The organism is Streptomyces sp. NPDC030995, from assembly GCF_055571215.1.
Genome location: NZ_JBVIFS010000013.1, coordinates 60,939 through 75,769, shown reverse-complemented (window position 1 = coordinate 75,769; position 14,831 = coordinate 60,939). Strand labels below are relative to the sequence as shown.

The 14,831-nt window shown below is 69.9% G+C and carries 12 protein-coding genes; 5 read left to right on the top strand and 7 right to left on the bottom strand.

Annotated features, from left to right (window positions below):
- Nucleotides 1-53: 53 nt before the first annotated feature.
- Nucleotides 54-1,244: a hypothetical protein gene (locus ACZ45T_RS20680; protein WP_468443284.1), complete on the top strand. Its 1,191-nt coding sequence runs from the start codon at nt 54-56 to the stop codon at nt 1,242-1,244.
- A gap of 3 nt (nt 1,245-1,247) precedes the next feature.
- On the opposite strand, the gene ACZ45T_RS20675 is transcribed toward ACZ45T_RS20680, so the two are convergent.
- Entirely contained in the window at nt 1,248-1,790 is a 543-nt protein-coding gene (locus ACZ45T_RS20675) for a type III secretion system chaperone family protein (RefSeq protein ID WP_468443282.1), read from the bottom strand.
- 172 nt (nt 1,791-1,962) lie between these two features.
- Complete coding sequence (gene clpB / locus ACZ45T_RS20670; protein WP_468443280.1) at nt 1,963-4,563, bottom strand: ATP-dependent chaperone ClpB; 2,601 nt, start codon at nt 4,561-4,563, stop codon at nt 1,963-1,965.
- A gap of 117 nt (nt 4,564-4,680) precedes the next feature.
- On the opposite strand from clpB, the gene ACZ45T_RS20665 reads away from it, so the two are divergent.
- The gene (locus ACZ45T_RS20665; protein WP_468443278.1) at nt 4,681-5,094 is read left to right on the top strand and encodes a pyridoxamine 5'-phosphate oxidase family protein; all 414 of its coding nucleotides are present in this window, start codon (nt 4,681-4,683) and stop codon (nt 5,092-5,094) included.
- A gap of 149 nt (nt 5,095-5,243) precedes the next feature.
- Here ACZ45T_RS20665 and ACZ45T_RS20660 read toward each other — a convergent pair whose 3' ends face one another.
- A complete protein-coding gene (locus ACZ45T_RS20660) occupies nt 5,244-5,525 on the bottom strand; it encodes a Rieske (2Fe-2S) protein (protein WP_051734285.1) in 282 nt (93 codons plus the stop codon).
- Nucleotides 5,526-5,911: 386 nt separating this feature from the next.
- Here ACZ45T_RS20660 and ACZ45T_RS20655 point away from each other — a divergent pair, with 386 nt between their 5' ends.
- Nucleotides 5,912-6,970: a helix-turn-helix transcriptional regulator gene (locus ACZ45T_RS20655; protein ID WP_360902515.1), complete on the top strand. Its 1,059-nt coding sequence runs from the start codon at nt 5,912-5,914 to the stop codon at nt 6,968-6,970.
- A gap of 84 nt (nt 6,971-7,054) precedes the next feature.
- On the opposite strand, the gene ACZ45T_RS20650 is transcribed toward ACZ45T_RS20655, so the two are convergent.
- From ACZ45T_RS20650 to dnaK, 4 genes are read right to left on the bottom strand one after another with little or no spacing between them, the layout of a single operon-like run.
- Entirely contained in the window at nt 7,055-7,522 is a 468-nt protein-coding gene (locus ACZ45T_RS20650; protein WP_468443276.1) for a heat shock protein transcriptional repressor HspR, read from the bottom strand.
- Between the two features lie 2 nt (nt 7,523-7,524).
- Nucleotides 7,525-8,706 (bottom strand): molecular chaperone DnaJ, encoded by a 1,182-nt coding sequence (dnaJ, locus tag ACZ45T_RS20645; RefSeq protein WP_468443274.1) that lies wholly within the window; start codon nt 8,704-8,706, stop codon nt 7,525-7,527.
- Between the two features lie 39 nt (nt 8,707-8,745).
- Nucleotides 8,746-9,417, bottom strand: coding sequence for a nucleotide exchange factor GrpE (grpE, locus tag ACZ45T_RS20640; protein ID WP_468443272.1), 672 nt, complete (start codon nt 9,415-9,417; stop codon nt 8,746-8,748).
- Nucleotides 9,417-11,270, bottom strand: coding sequence for a molecular chaperone DnaK (dnaK, locus tag ACZ45T_RS20635; protein WP_468443270.1), 1,854 nt, complete (start codon nt 11,268-11,270; stop codon nt 9,417-9,419). The genes grpE and dnaK overlap by 1 nt, the downstream gene beginning before the upstream one ends.
- Nucleotides 11,271-11,545: 275 nt before the next feature.
- Between dnaK and ACZ45T_RS20630 the strand changes: the two genes are divergently transcribed.
- A complete protein-coding gene (locus ACZ45T_RS20630; protein ID WP_468443268.1) occupies nt 11,546-12,076 on the top strand; it encodes a sugar transferase in 531 nt (176 codons plus the stop codon).
- Nucleotides 12,077-12,186: 110 nt separating this feature from the next.
- Nucleotides 12,187-14,784 (top strand): heterodisulfide reductase-related iron-sulfur binding cluster, encoded by a 2,598-nt coding sequence (locus tag ACZ45T_RS20625; RefSeq protein WP_468443266.1) that lies wholly within the window; start codon nt 12,187-12,189, stop codon nt 14,782-14,784.
- Nucleotides 14,785-14,831 lie beyond the last annotated feature (47 nt).

Below are 14,831 nucleotides of genomic sequence, written 5' to 3'. Positions count from 1 at the left end.
AAGCCCTCACCACCCGGTGGGCGGACTCACCGAGAGCTGGAGTGTCGGAATAGATGGCAACGGGCAGAGCGACCGTGTCCGCGTCGCCCTTGGAGATGCGCGCGGTACGGGCCGTACGGTCGGCCGCGCCGACGACGGTGATCGCACTCGGGGTCTTCGCGGCCGTGCGCGGGGTCGGGGTCCTGGTCCTCGCCCTCGGGTCCTGGTGGGCCGGACGGGATCCGCTGCGGGTTCTCGGGCAGTCCTGGGACTCGGTCTGGTACCTCGGGATCGCCGCCAACGGCTACGGGCGGACCGTGATGTCGCCCAGTCCGCTCACCGGCACCGGGTACGTGCAGAGCGACTACGCCTTCTTCCCGCTCTACCCGACGCTGATACGGATCGTCTCCGAGATACTGCCCGGCGGGCTGGTCCCCGCCGGGCTGCTCGTCGCCTGGGTCTCCGCGGCGGTGGCCGCCGTCGGGATCTACCGGGTCGGGGAGCGGGTGATAGGTCCGCGCGCCGGGCTGCTGCTCGTGGGGCTGTGGGCGGCGCTGCCGCACGCGGTGGTGCTGACCCTCGCCTACACCGAGCCGCTGCTGGCCGCCTTCGCCGCCTGGGCGCTCTACGCCCTGCTGCGCGGCCGCTGGCTGTGGGCCGCGGGCCTCGCCGTGCTCGCCGGGCTGACCCGGCCCACCGGGCTCGCGGTCGCGGCCGCCGTGTCTGCCATGGCCCTGTACGCGATCGTCGTGCGCAGGTCTCGCGCGCCCGAGGTGTGGGTGGCCGGGCTGGTGGCTCCGGCGGGCTGGGCGGCGTACGTCGTGGCCGTCGGGATGAAGGTGGAGGACCCCTTCGGCGGCTACTTCGCCGTGCAGCGGAGCTGGGGCTCCCGCTTCGATTTCGGCGGCGGGGCGCTGCGCTCGGCGGAGCAGGTCCTGACCGGCGGGCACGTGCCGCTCGCCACCACCGTGACGGTGGTCCTGCTGGCGGTGGCCGGGCTCCTGGCGATGCTGCTGGTGCTGGACCGCACCCCGCTGCCGCTGCTCGCGTACACCGCGATACTGATGGTGATCACCTACGGCGGGGCCGGCTTCTTCGAGTCCAAGCCGCGCTTCCTGCTGCCGGCCTTCCCGCTGCTCCTGCCGCTGGCCGCGGTCATGGCGAGAGCCCGGCCGCGCACCGCGGTCGTGGTGACCGCGGTGGTGGCCGGGCTCGGTTACGGCTACGGGCTGTACCTGCTGCTGGTGGCCCGCGTGCCGCTGTAACGGCTAGTTGTTGTCGCCGTTGCCTTCGTCGTCGCCCTCGGTGGAGTCGATCTCCTTCTCCAGACCGAGCTGCTCGACGAGCCACTTGTCGAACTCGATGGAGGCGCGGACCCAGCTGACCGTGGAGGACACGAAGTGCTCCAGGTTGACGCCGGTGCCGATCAGCATCTGCGCCTCACCGATCAGACGGACCGAGCCGTCGTCGTGGGTGTGGCTGTAGACCTTCGGCCACAGGGTGCGGCGGTTCCAGTCGTCGATCGACTCGAGAAGCTGGGGCTTCTCGTCGATCTTGTGCGGACGGTCGTAGAAGGTCCGCACGGAAAAGACCTGCTGCTCGTCCTCGCCGCGGAACATGAAGTACGTGCGGAAGTCCTCCCACGGCGCCGCGAGGTCACCCTCGTCGTCGACGACGTACTTGAGTTCCATCTGCTCCAGCAGCTGCTTGACCAGATCCTGGTCGGGGACGACGGGGCCCGCCGGTCCTGTGGCCTGCGGTTCGGGCTGCTGCCCTCCGAAGTTCGGAATCGAGGCCGGGTCGATGCTCACCGTGTACTTCCCTTCGTGCGGATAACTGCATCCTCCCCCATCCCGCCCACCCCATGTCCAGCCCGACGGCCACGATCCGCCACGGGCGGACAGGGGGTGCGCCCGGCAAGGGGGGAGATGTGAGCGTTCGGAAGCCGGTCAGGGGCCTGCTGCTCGCCCGCCCGACCGGCCGCTACAGGGCCTTGCCGACCAGCAGGTCCTCGCCCGCCACGTCCACCCGTACCGTGTCGCCGTCCCGGACCTCGCCGGAGAGGATCTCCTTCGCCAGGCGGTCGCCGATCGCCGTCTGGATCAGGCGGCGCAGCGGCCGGGCTCCGTACGCCGGGTCGTTGCCCTTGTCGGCCAGCCAGGCCAGGGCCGCGGGCGTGACGTCCAGGGTCAGGCGCCGGTCGGCCAGCCGCTTGGCCAGGCGGCCGATCTGGAGCTCGGCGATGTGGGCCAGCTCGTCCCGGCTCAGGGCGGAGAAGACCACCAGGTCGTCCAGGCGGTTGAGGAACTCCGGCTTGAAAGAGGCGCGAACCACGTCCAGGACCCTGGCCTTCTTGTCCTCGGCCGAGGTCGTCTGGTCCATCAGGAACTGGCTGCCCAGGTTCGAGGTCAGGACCAGGATGGCGTTGCGGAAGTCCACGGTGCGGCCCTGGCCGTCCGTGAGGCGGCCGTCGTCCAGGACCTGGAGCAGGACGTCGAAGACCTCGGGGTGGGCCTTCTCGACCTCGTCCAGCAGGACGACGGAGTACGGGCGCCTGCGCACCGCCTCGGTGAGCTGGCCGCCCTCCTCGTAGCCGACGTAGCCGGGCGGGGCGCCGAGCAGGCGGGCCACGCTGTGCTTCTCGCCGTACTCCGACATGTCGATGCGGACCATGGCCCGCTCGTCGTCGAAGAGGAAGTCGGCGAGGGCCTTGGCCAGCTCCGTCTTGCCCACGCCCGTCGGGCCGAGGAAGAGGAAGGAGCCGGTCGGGCGGTCGGGGTCGGCGATTCCGGCGCGGGTGCGGCGTACGGCGTCGGAGACGGCCCGTACGGCCTCGCCCTGGCCGATCAGGCGGCGGCCCAGCTCGTCCTCCATGCGGAGCAGCTTCTGGGTCTCCCCTTCGAGCAGGCGGCCCGCCGGGATGCCGGTCCAGGCGCCCACCACGTCCGCGATGTCGTCGGGTCCGACCTCGTCCTTGACCATGCTGTGCTTGCCCCCTCCGGCCTTGGACGCCTCGGCCTCGGCCTCGGTGGCCTCCGCCAGCTCGCGCTCCAGGGCCGGGATCTCCCCGTAGAGCAGCTTGGAGGCGGTGTCGAAGTCGCCGTCGCGCTGGGCCCGCTCCGCCTGCCCGCGCAGGTCGTCGAGCCGCTCCTTGAGCCCGCCGACCCGGTTGAGGGACTGCTTCTCCTTCTCCCAGCGGGCGGTGAGGCCCCGCAGGTCCTCGTCCTTGTCCGCGAGGTCCTTGCGGATCTTGTCGAGGCGTTCGAGCGAGGCGGGGTCGGACTCGTTCTTCAGCGCCAGCTCCTCCATCCGCAGCCGGTCCACCGCGCGCTGGAGCTCGTCGATCTCCAGCGGCGAGGAGTCGATCTCCATGCGCAGCCGGGACGCGGCCTCGTCGACGAGGTCGATGGCCTTGTCGGGGAGGAAGCGGGAGGTGATGTACCGGTCGGAGAGGGTCGCGGCGGCGACGAGCGCGCTGTCGTTGATGACGACCTTGTGGTGCGCCTCGTAGCGGCCCTTGAGCCCGCGCAGGATCGCGATGGTGTCCTCGACGGACGGCTCGGCGACCAGCACCTGCTGGAAGCGCCGCTCCAGCGCCGGGTCCTTCTCGATCCGCTCGCGGTACTCGTCGAGGGTGGTCGCGCCGACCATGCGCAGCTCGCCGCGGGCCAGCATGGGCTTGAGCATGTTGCCCGCGTCCATGGCGGAGTCGCCGCCGGCGCCCGCGCCGACGACGGTGTGCAGCTCGTCGATGAAGGTGATGATCTGGCCGTCGCTCGACTTGATCTCGGCGAGGACCGTCTTCAGCCGCTCCTCGAACTCACCGCGGTACTTGGCGCCCGCGACCATGGCGCCGAGGTCCAGGGCGACGAGGCGCTTGTTCTTCAGGGACTCGGGGACGTCGCCCTTGACGATGCGCTGGGCCAGGCCCTCGACGACGGCCGTCTTGCCGACGCCGGGCTCGCCGATGAGCACCGGGTTGTTCTTCGTGCGGCGCGAGAGCACCTGCACGACGCGCCGGATCTCGTGGTCGCGGCCGATGACCGGGTCGAGCTTGCCCTCGCGCGCCGCTGCCGTGAAGTCGGTGCCGAACTTCTCCAGGGCCTTGTACTGGCCCTCGGGGTCGGGGGTGGTCACCCGCCGTCCTCCTCGTGCGTTCTCGAATGCGGCCAGCAGCTTCTTCGCCGTCGCGCCCTGGGTGGAAAGGAGCTCGCCGGCCGCGCCGCCCTTGGCGGCGACGGCGATGAGCAGGTGTTCGGTGGAGAGGTACTCGTCGCCGAGCTTGCCGGCCTGCCCGTCGGCCTCGGCGAGCACGGCGAGCAGCTCCCGGGTGGGCTGCGGGGGCGCGACCGTGGAGCCGGTGACGCTGGGCAGGGCGGCGAGCAGCCGCTCCGCGCCGGCGCGTACGGCGGCCTGGTCGGCGTCGGAGGCCACCAGCAGGTCGATGACGTTCTCGTTGTCCTCGCCGGCGAGGAGGGCCAGCAGCAGGTGGGCGGGGGTCAGGTCGGCGTGGCCGTCCTTGACGGCCCTGCTCGTGGCCGCGTTCAGCGCGTCCCGGCTCTTGTTGGTCAGCTCGGCGTCCACCGCGTCTTCTCCTCTCCAGAGGGGGTACGTCTCACTCTGACAGAGTCAGCGTACGCAAAGTTGAGTCTATTCCACTCAAGACAGGTGAGGGTGCCATGGGCCCGTACTCTTCGGCCCATGTCCCATGACGTACTCAACCCGACGCCCGAGTACCTCGCCTTCTGGCAGGAGCGGCACGTCTGCACGCTGACCACCCCGCGTCCCGACGGCACGCCCCACGTGGTGCCGGTGGGCGTGACGTACGACCCGGAGGCCGGACTGGCCCGGGTGATCAGCAACAAGCACAGCAAGAAGGTCCGCAACATCCTGGCGGCGCAGGCCGTGCAGCCGGGGGGCGCGCGGGTCGCGGTCTGCCAGATGGAGGGGCGCCGCTGGGCCACCCTGGAGGGCCGCGCGGTGATCCGTACGGACGAGGCGTCGGTCGCCGACGCGGTGGCGCGCTACGCGCAGCGGTACGGGCGCACGCCGTCGCCCAATCCGGACCGGGTGGTCATGGAGATCACCCTGGACCGGGCCATGGGGCGCGCTTAGGGGGACACCCCCCACGACGTTGATTCTTCATCTTGTCCGGTTCGGCACCTGGACGCGGACATCACAACGGCGCCATCGTGGTCAGGTCCACGATGGCGCCGTTGTGTGGGGGTAGCGCCTGAGCGATCTGGGACGACGGGGGAATCGCTTCAGGCACTGCGGGGGGTGGCGGTGGTGATATCGGGTTCGAAGAGCTGGTGGTCGCGCTGATCGAGATTGACGAAGACCATTCCGTAGCGCACCTCGCAGCGGACGGGCTGCGGCGCGCCCCGCGGGCGGCGCAGGCACCGGTAGGCACGTACGTCCTCGTCCTCCTCGCGCACGATGACGATCGGTTGGCCGAACAGGGTGACCATCAACGAGTCGCCAGGGTGGGGAATGGCCGTGGCGAGATCGATGAACTGCCACCCCGAGCGGTAGGCGGAGGCCATCTCGCGGCGGAAGCCGCGGTCGTCGGGGGTCACGCGGACACCGTCACAGGTGCGTCGGTCCACCCTGTATCGGTGCCGCCCAGCTGGCCGCTGGTCCAGCCGGTGTCCGCGTACTTACCCGCGGGCGCCGTGGTCCAGCCCGTGTCGAACTCGGTGCTCGTCAGAGTCGTGCCCTGACCGCCCCTAGCGCTCCCCGCGTCACTTTCGACGGCGCTGACTGCCCCAAAAACCGCAACGGCGGAGAAACCTATGGCAAGCACCGAGCGAAGCATTCTCTTGAACATGGTCGGCTTCGTCCTCACTTGATGGAATCCTCTCCCCCGCGTGACAGACGATGGCTCATTCAGGCACGTCAATGCCACAGGGACGATGCATCATGTTCTTGCATGTTCAGGACCCTGGGGGGTGGAGATTTGACGCGAAACGGGACAAAGCCGACACATCCTCACCCCGTCACGTCCATGTGCGGTGAGGGAACACGGCTGTACGCCACTGCGCTGAGCACGGGCCGGATCGCCCGGAGCGAGATCCAGAACGCCCCCTGCCTGCTTGAATTCGCCCTTCTGCAGCCCGACCCGGATGACGCGAACCAGCTGCGCCCGGTTCCCCCGTCCGTCGCATTGGCTCAACGGCTCCATCCGATTGAACGTGAGATCCAGGATCGCCGACGCAGCGCTGTAGATCTCACCGACACTTTCGAGCCTTTCCTGGCCATCAGCGCACAGAGCCCGGCCAACACCCACGCCATCACGGTGCTGGAGGGCTTCGAGCGGATCAACGCCGCGCTGAACCTCGCGACGGCCGAATGCCACACCGAGGTGCTCACCGTCCAGCCCGGCGGCGCCCGGCCCTCCGAGGCCCTCACCCAGGCCCTGGAACGCGACCAGCCGCTGATCGACCGCGGGGTCAGCATACGGACCCTCTACCAGCACACCGCACGGCACAGCCAGGGCACGCTCGCCTACGTGGACCGGATCTCCACGGGCAAGGTGGAGATCCGCACGCTCGAGGAACTGATAGAGCGCCTCATCATCTTCGACCGCACGGTCGCCTTCATCCCGGTGAGCGACGACCGGCGGGTCGCCCTGGAACTGCGCCACCCGGGGCTGGTCGACTACCTCATCAAGGTGTTCGAGCAGCTGTGGCACCGCGCCGTGCCCCTCCAGCAGGAAGTGACCTACCGGCGCACCCCCGGCGGGATCTCGGGCGTGCAGCGGAGCATCGCCCAGCTGCTCATCGAGGGCCACGTCGACGAGGCCATCGCCCGCCGCCTCGGCATGAACGTCCGCACCTGCCGCGCCCACATCGCCAAACTCGCCACCACCCTCGGCAGCGGCAGCCGCGCCCAGCTCGGCTACCTCATCGCCCAGTCCGGCATCCTCACCCGGCCCTGCGACCCGGGACAGCCCTGCGACCCCGAGGACCTGGACCCGGAAGGCCTCTAGGAACGCCTCGGAAAACGCCTCAGGCCCCGCCCTGGGAGGGGCGGAGCCTGAAGGTGTACACCGAGCACCGGCACGCGTCCGGCGTCAGTCCATCGGGCGCTTGGGGCTCGGCCGCCAGACCACCAGGGCACTGCCCGGCTGCGGAGGCTGGTACGGGACCAGGTCGCGCCGGTACGAGGCGTGCACCTGGGCCTCGCGGGCCTGCAGCGTGGCCGCCGCACCGTCCACCGCGGCGGAGAGCTCGGCCACGCGCTGCTGGAGCGCGGCGACCTGGTTCTCCAGCTCGATGATCCGCTTGATGCCCGCCAGGTTGATGCCCTCGTCCTGGGACAGCGCCTGCACCGTGCGGAGCAGCTCGATGTCACGGGCCGAGTAGCGCCGGCCGCGGCCGGCCGTACGGTCCGGGGAGACCAGGCCGAGGCGGTCGTACTGGCGGAGGGTCTGCGGGTGCAGACCCGAGAGCTGGGCGGCCACCGAGATCACGTAGACCGGGGTCTCGTCGGTGAGCTGGTACCCATTCCCCAAGCGGGAGGTTCGTCGGCGGCCGTCCATGCTCATGCTCCCTTCGCGGACTCGAACAGCGCGGAGCGCGGGTCGTGCGACTCCGTCGCCTCGCGGTACATCTCCAGCGCGTCGCGGGCCTTGTCCGACAGCTCGGTCGGGACCTCGACCTCCACCGTAACCAGCAAGTCGCCGCGGGTGCCGTCCTTGCGGACAGCGCCCTTGCCGCGGGCCCGCATCGTACGCCCGTTCGGGGTGCCGGGGGGCAGCTTCAGCGTCACCGAGGGGCCGTTCAAGGTCGGGACCTTGATGGCGGCGCCCAGTGCCGCCTCCGCGAACGTCACCGGCACGGTGACCGTCAGATTGTCGTCCTTGCGGCCGAACACCGGGTGGGAATCGACGTGCACCACCACGTAGAGATCACCCGCGGGACCTCCGCGCTCGCCCGGCGCGCCCTTGCCGCGCAGCCGGATCCGCTGGCCGTTGGAAACGCCCGCCGGGATCCGGACCTGCATGGTCCGGGAGCTGCGGGCCCGCCCGCTGCCCTTGCAGACGTCACAGGGGGTCTCCGCGATCAGGCCGCGGCCCTTGCAGTCCGCGCACGGGTCGGTCAGCGAGAAGCCGCCGCCGCTGCCCCGCGAGACCTGGCCGGTGCCGACGCAGGTCGGGCACACCCTGGGGGTGCCGTTCTTGTCGCCGGTGCCCGAACAGGCCTTGCAGGGCGCCTGGGAGGACATCCGGAGCGGGACCGTGGCCCCGTCCACCGCCTCCGTGAAGGAGAGGGTGACCTCCGACTCGATGTCCTGGCCGCGGCGCGGCTGGGTACGGGTTCCCGCACCGGCGCCGGCGCCGCGGTTGAAGAGGCCGCCGAAGACGTCGCCCAGGCCGCCGCCGAAGCCGCCCGCCTGGCCGCCACCCGGCTGGGTGCCCCCGAAGAGGTCACCCAGGTCGAAGTTGAACGAGCCGCCGCCGCCCGGACCGGGGCGGAAGCCCCCGTTGCCGAACAGCGCGCGGGCCTCGTCGTACTCCTTGCGCTTCTTCGCGTCGCCGAGGATGTCGTTCGCCTCGGAGATCTCCTTGAAGCGCTCCTCGGCGGAGGCGTCGCCCTTGTTGGCGTCCGGGTGGAACTCGCGCGCGAGCTTCCGGTACGCCTTCTTGATCTCGGCCTCGGTGGCGTCCTTCGGGACACCGAGGACCTTGTAGTAGTCCTTCTCGACGAAGTCCTTCGTGCTCATCCCCGGTGTCCCTCCTCTCGTGCCTCTACGTGTGGTGCATCAGCCCTTGTCGGGGGCATCCGCGTCCTTGTCCGACGGCGCTTCGCCCTCCGCGGACTCGGACTTGGGGGCCGCGCCCGGCTGGGGCTCGGCCACCGCGACCCGTGCGGGACGGATCGTACGCTCGCCGATCCGGTACCCCGGCTGAAGGATCGCCACGCAGGTGTCCTCCGTGATGTCCGGCGCGTACGAGTGCATCAGGGCCTCGTGGATCGTCGGGTCGAAGGGCTCGCCCTCCTTGCCGAACTGCTGCAGGCCCATCTTGGCGGCGACCGTCTCCAGCGATTCGGCCACCGACTTGAAGCCGCCGACCAGCTCGCCGTGATCCCGTGCCCGGCCGATGTCGTCCAGGGTCGGGAGGAGCTCCGTCAGGAGGGACGCGACCGCGATCTCCTTGACCGTGACCCGGTCCCGGTCCACCCGGCGGCGGTAGTTCTGGTACTCCGCCTGGAGCCGCTGGAGGTCCGCGGTGCGCTCGGAGAGCGCCGTACGGGCCTGGTCCAGCTGCGCCAGCAGGGCTGTTTCCTGGCCTGCGGCCTGTGCGGTGTCCCCGGCCGGGGCCGCCCCCTCCGCCTTGTCGGCGGAGTCGGCGGCCTTCGGCTCGGCGTCGTCCTGAGCGGCGTCGGCGGGGACTTCGGGCTTCTCGTCGAAGCCCGGGGTCTCCTCCGACATCAGGCAGCGCCACCCTTCGGCTTCTCGTCGTCGACGATCTCGGCGTCGACGACGTCGTCGTCGGCCTTGGCCTGGTGGGCACCCTCGGCGCCCGCGTCACCGGCGGCACCCTGAGCGGCCTGGGCGTCGGCGTAGAGGGCCTGGCCGAGCTTCTGGCTGACCGCGGCGAGCTTCTCGGTCGCGGTGCGGATCTCGGCCGTGTCCTCGCCCTTCAGCGTCTCCTTCAGCTCGGAGACGGCGGCCTCGACCTCGGTCTTGACGTCGGCCGGGACCTTGTCCTCGTTGTCCTTGACGAACTTCTCCGTCTGGTAGACGAGCTGCTCGCCCTGGTTGCGGGACTCGGCCGCCTCCTTGCGACGGAGGTCCTCGTCCGCGTACTGCTCCGCCTCCTGGCGCATGCGGTCGACCTCGTCCTTGCCGAGCGAAGAGCCGCCGGTGACGGTCATCTTCTGCTCCTTGCCCGTGCCGAGGTCCTTGGCCGTGACGTGCATGATGCCGTTCGCGTCGATGTCGAAGGAGACCTCGATCTGCGGGACGCCACGCGGGGCCGGCGGCAGGCCGGTCAGCTCGAACATGCCGAGCTTCTTGTTGTACGCCGCGATCTCGCGCTCACCCTGGTAGACCTGGATCTGCACGGACGGCTGGTTGTCCTCGGCCGTCGTGAAGATCTCGGACCGCTTGGTCGGGATCGTGGTGTTGCGCTCGATGAGCTTGGTCATGATGCCGCCCTTGGTCTCGATGCCGAGGGACAGCGGGGTCACGTCGAGGAGCAGGACGTCCTTGACCTCACCCTTGAGCACACCGGCCTGGAGCGTCGCGCCGATGGCGACGACCTCGTCCGGGTTGACGCCCTTGTTGGCGTCCTGACCGCCCGTGAGCTCCTTGACGAGCTCGGCGACGGCCGGCATACGGGTGGAGCCGCCGACCAGGACCACGTGGTCGATCTCGGACAGCTGGATGCCGGCGTCCTTGATGACGTTGTGGAACGGGGTCTTGCAGCGGTCGAGGAGGTCCGCGGTCAGCTGCTGGAACTGGGCGCGCGTGAGCTTCTCGTCCAGGTGCAGCGGGCCCTCGGCGGAAGCCGTGATGTAGGGCAGGTTGATCGAGGTCTCCGTGGAGGAGGACAGCTCGATCTTCGCCTTCTCGGCGGCCTCGCGCAGACGCTGGAGCGCCATCTTGTCCTTGGACAGGTCGACGCCGTGGCCGTTGGCGAACTGCTTCACCAGGTAGTCGACGACGCGCTGGTCCCAGTCGTCACCACCGAGGTGGTTGTCACCGTTGGTGGCCTTCACCTCGACGACGCCGTCGCCGATCTCCAGGAGCGACACGTCGAAGGTGCCGCCACCGAGGTCGAAGACGAGGATGGTCTGGTCGTCCTTGTCGAGACCGTAGGCCAGGGCGGCGGCCGTCGGCTCGTTGACGATGCGCAGGACGTTCAGGCCCGCGATCTCGCCGGCCTCCTTCGTCGCCTGACGCTCGGAATCGTTGAAGTAGGCCGGGACGGTGATGACCGCGTCCGTGACCTTCTCGCCCAGGTACGCCTCGGCGTCGCGCTTCAGCTTCTGCAGGATGAAGGCGCTCATCTGCTGCGGGTTGAAGTCCTTGCCATCCAGGTTGATCTTCCAGTCAGTGCCCATGTGGCGCTTGACGGAGCGGATGGTCCGGTCCACGTTCGTGACCGCCTGGCGCTTGGCCACCTCGCCGACGAGGACCTCGCCGTTCTTGGCGAAGGCGACGACGGACGGCGTGGTCCTGGCGCCCTCGGCGTTGGTGATGACGGTGGGCTCGCCGCCTTCCAGAACGCTGACGACGGAGTTAGTGGTGCCCAGGTCGATGCCGACCGCACGTGCCATTTCGATTCCTCCAGCTGACTTGAGTGGAACAGACTCAAAGATGCCGTATCGCTGCGCTGGCGTCAACAGAGCTGAGCGTGGTCGGCTCAACCTTTAGCTGCCGCTTACGCGCAACCTTCGGGCCCAGGCCCGGCACGGCCCCTGGGCTCCGCCCCAGACCCCGCTCCTCAAACGCCGGAGGGGCTGAACCGTCCAGCAGCGGCGGGGCGGCCGAACGGGTCACCACCGCCGCGCGGCACCCCGGGACCACCACCCGCATGCGGGAGCGTGCTGGCATGCCCCTCACACTCACCGCTCCGCGGGTACGGGTACCCGCCGCCCCACCGGCGAAGCGGGTGCTCGACCTCGTCGGGGCAGTGACCCTGCTCGCAGTGCTCGGGCTGCCGCTCGCCGCCGTCACCGCACTGCTGTGCGCGACCCAGGGCGGGCACCCCTTCGTACGGGAGCCCGCGGCCGGCCTGGCCGGACGGCCGTTCCGCACGTGGCGGCTGCGCACCGACGGCACGGGCCGCCTCGGCGAGGCGCTGGACCGCTGCGCCCTCGACGTGCTCCCCCAGCTGCTCAACGTGCTCCGCGGCGAGATGTCCCTGGTGGGGCCGCGCCCGGAGCCCCGTACGGACCGCCCCGACCGGCTCCTCGTGCGGCCCGGAATGACCGGGTTGTGGCAGGTGAGCGCGCGTTCGGACCTCCCCTGGGAGGAGATGGCGCTGCTCGACCGGCATTATGTGGAGAACCACTGGCTCGGGATGGACCTCGCGATCCTTGCGCAGACCCCGCGGGCGGCCTACAGACAAAGGCTCGCCTGAGCGACACAGATCACCGCACGCTCGGCTACATTGCGGCGTCGGGAATGGGTAACCTCAAGCCTTGACTTCATAAGTTACCGCTTAGTAAGTGCCGCCCGAGGAGCCCTCCCATGCAACTCGCCGCGATCATCGTGTCGCTGGTCCTGACCGTGGTCGGCGTCGCGCTGCTCGCCCGAGCCGTGGCGCAGATCTACCGCTTCGTGAAGCTCGGCCAGCCCGTGCCGGCCGGCAGCCGTACGGACGACCCGAAGGCCCGAACGCTCACCCTCGTCCGGGAGTTCCTCGGCCACAGCCGCATGAACCGCTGGGGCATCGTCGGCTTCGCGCACTGGTTCGTCGCGATCGGCTTCCTGACGCTGCCCCCGACGCTGGCCCAGGCCTACGGCCAGCTGTTCGAGGCCGACTGGGTGCTGCCGATCATCGGCGGCTTCCTGCCGTTCGAGCTCTACATCGAGTTCATCGGCCTGATGACGGTCGTCGGCATCGTCGTCCTGATGGCGATCCGCCTGCTCAGCCTGCCCTCGCGGGCGGGCCGCAAGTCGCGCTTCACCGGCTCGAAGGCCTGGCAGGCGTACTTCGTCGAGTACGTCATCCTCACCATCGGCCTGGCGATCCTGTGCCTGCGCGGTCTTGAGGGCGCGATCCACCACGTGGAGTCGTACGAGCCGGCCTACTTCGTGTCGTACCCGCTGGTCCTGGCCTTCAAGGGGCTCTCGGCGAGCGCGCTCCAGAACGCCATCTACTTCACCGCGATGATCAAGATCGGCACGTCGCTGATCTGGATGATCGTGGTCGGGCTCAACACCAACATGGGTGTCGCCTGGCACCGCTTCCTCGGCTTCCCGAACATCTGGTTCAAGCGGAACGCCGACGGCGCGGTCGCGCTGGGCGCGCTCCAGCCGATGACCAGCGGTGGCAAGGAGATCGACTTCGAGGAGCCGGGCGAGGACGATGTCTTCGGCGTCTCCCAGGTCGAGCAGTTCTCCTGGAAGGGCATCCTCGACTTCTCCACGTGCACGGAGTGCGGTCGCTGCCAGTCGCAGTGCCCGGCCTGGAACACCGGCAAGCCGCTGTCCCCGAAGCTGCTCATCATGTCGCTGCGCGACCACGCGCACGCCAAGGCCCCGTACCTGCTCGCGGGCGGCGGCAAGGACATGGAGGGCAACGAGAAGGCCACGGCCGAGCAGCTGAAGGACGTCCCCGCCTCCGCGATCGCCGAGGCCGAGCGCCCGCTGATCGGGACGGCCGAGGAGAACGGCGTCATCGACCCGGACGTGCTGTGGTCCTGCACGACCTGCGGTGCGTGCGTGGAGCAGTGCCCGGTCGACATCGAGCACATCGACCACATCGTCGACATGCGGCGCTACCAGGTGATGATCGAGAGCGCGTTCCCGTCGGAGGCGGGCACGATGCTCAAGAACCTGGAGAAGAAGGGCAACCCCTGGGGCCTCGCGAAGAAGCAGCGCGTCGAGTGGACCAAGGAGGTGGACTTCGAGGTCCCGATCATCGGCAAGGACGCGGAGGACCTCTCGGAGTTCGACTACCTCTACTGGGTCGGCTGCGCCGGCGCCCTGGAGGACCGGGCCAAGAAGACGACCAAGGCCTTCGCGGAGCTGCTGAACATCGCGGGCGTCAAGTTCGCGATCATGGGCGGCGACGAGAAGTGCACCGGTGACTCGCCGCGCCGCCTGGGCAACGAGCCGCTGTTCCAGCAGCTCGGCCAGGAGAACGTGGCCATGCTGAACATGGCGTTCGGCGAGGACGACGAGGACCCGGCGACGAAGAAGCCGAAGTCGGCGAAGCGGATCGTCTCGACCTGCCCGCACTGCTTCAACACCATCGCGAACGAGTACCCGCAGCTGGGCGGCGAGTACGAGGTCATCCACCACACGCAGCTGCTCCAGCACCTGATCGACGAGGGCCGGCTGACGCCGGTCACGCCGGTCGACGGCCTGATCACCTACCACGACCCCTGCTACCTGGGTCGGCACAACAAGGTCTACACGCCGCCGCGCGAGATCATGTCGGCCGTGCCGGGGCTGCGGCAGCAGGAGATGCACCGCCACAAGGAGCGGGGCTTCTGCTGCGGCGCCGGTGGCGCGCGGATGTGGATGGAGGAGCGGATCGGCAAGCGCATCAACAACGAGCGTGTCGACGAGGCCCTGTCCCTGAACCCCGACATCGTCTCGACCGCCTGCCCGTTCTGCCTGGTCATGCTGACCGACTCGGTCAACGGCAAGAAGAACGACGGCCAGGCGAAGGAGTCCGTGCAGGTCGTGGACGTGGCCCAGCTGCTGCTGGAGTCGGTGAAGGCCCCGGAACCGACGGAGGCGGAACTCGCCGCGGCGGCCGCGGAGGCCGAGGCCGTCGCCGCTGCAGCCGCAGCCGCAGCCGCAGCCGAGGAGGCCGCCGCGAAGGCGAAGGCCGAGGCGGAAGCCAAGGCGAAGGCCGAGGCGGAAGCGAAGGCCAAGGCCGAGGCCGAGGCCGAAGCGAAGGCCAAGGCCGACGCTGAGGCGGAGGCGGAGGCGGAAGCCAAGGCGAAGGCCGAAGCCGAGGCGAAGGCCCCGGCGGACGCCGTGGCCGAGGCCGAGCCGGAGGCACAGGCGGAGCAGGCCGCCGCGCCTGCAGAAGCCGAGCCCGCGCCGAAGGTAGAAGCTCCGGCCGAGGCCGAGGCGAAGCCCGAGGCGAAGCCCGAGGACACCAAGTAGGCCCTCGGCACAGCCGCACAACACCGGAACGGCCGGTCCCCCACTCG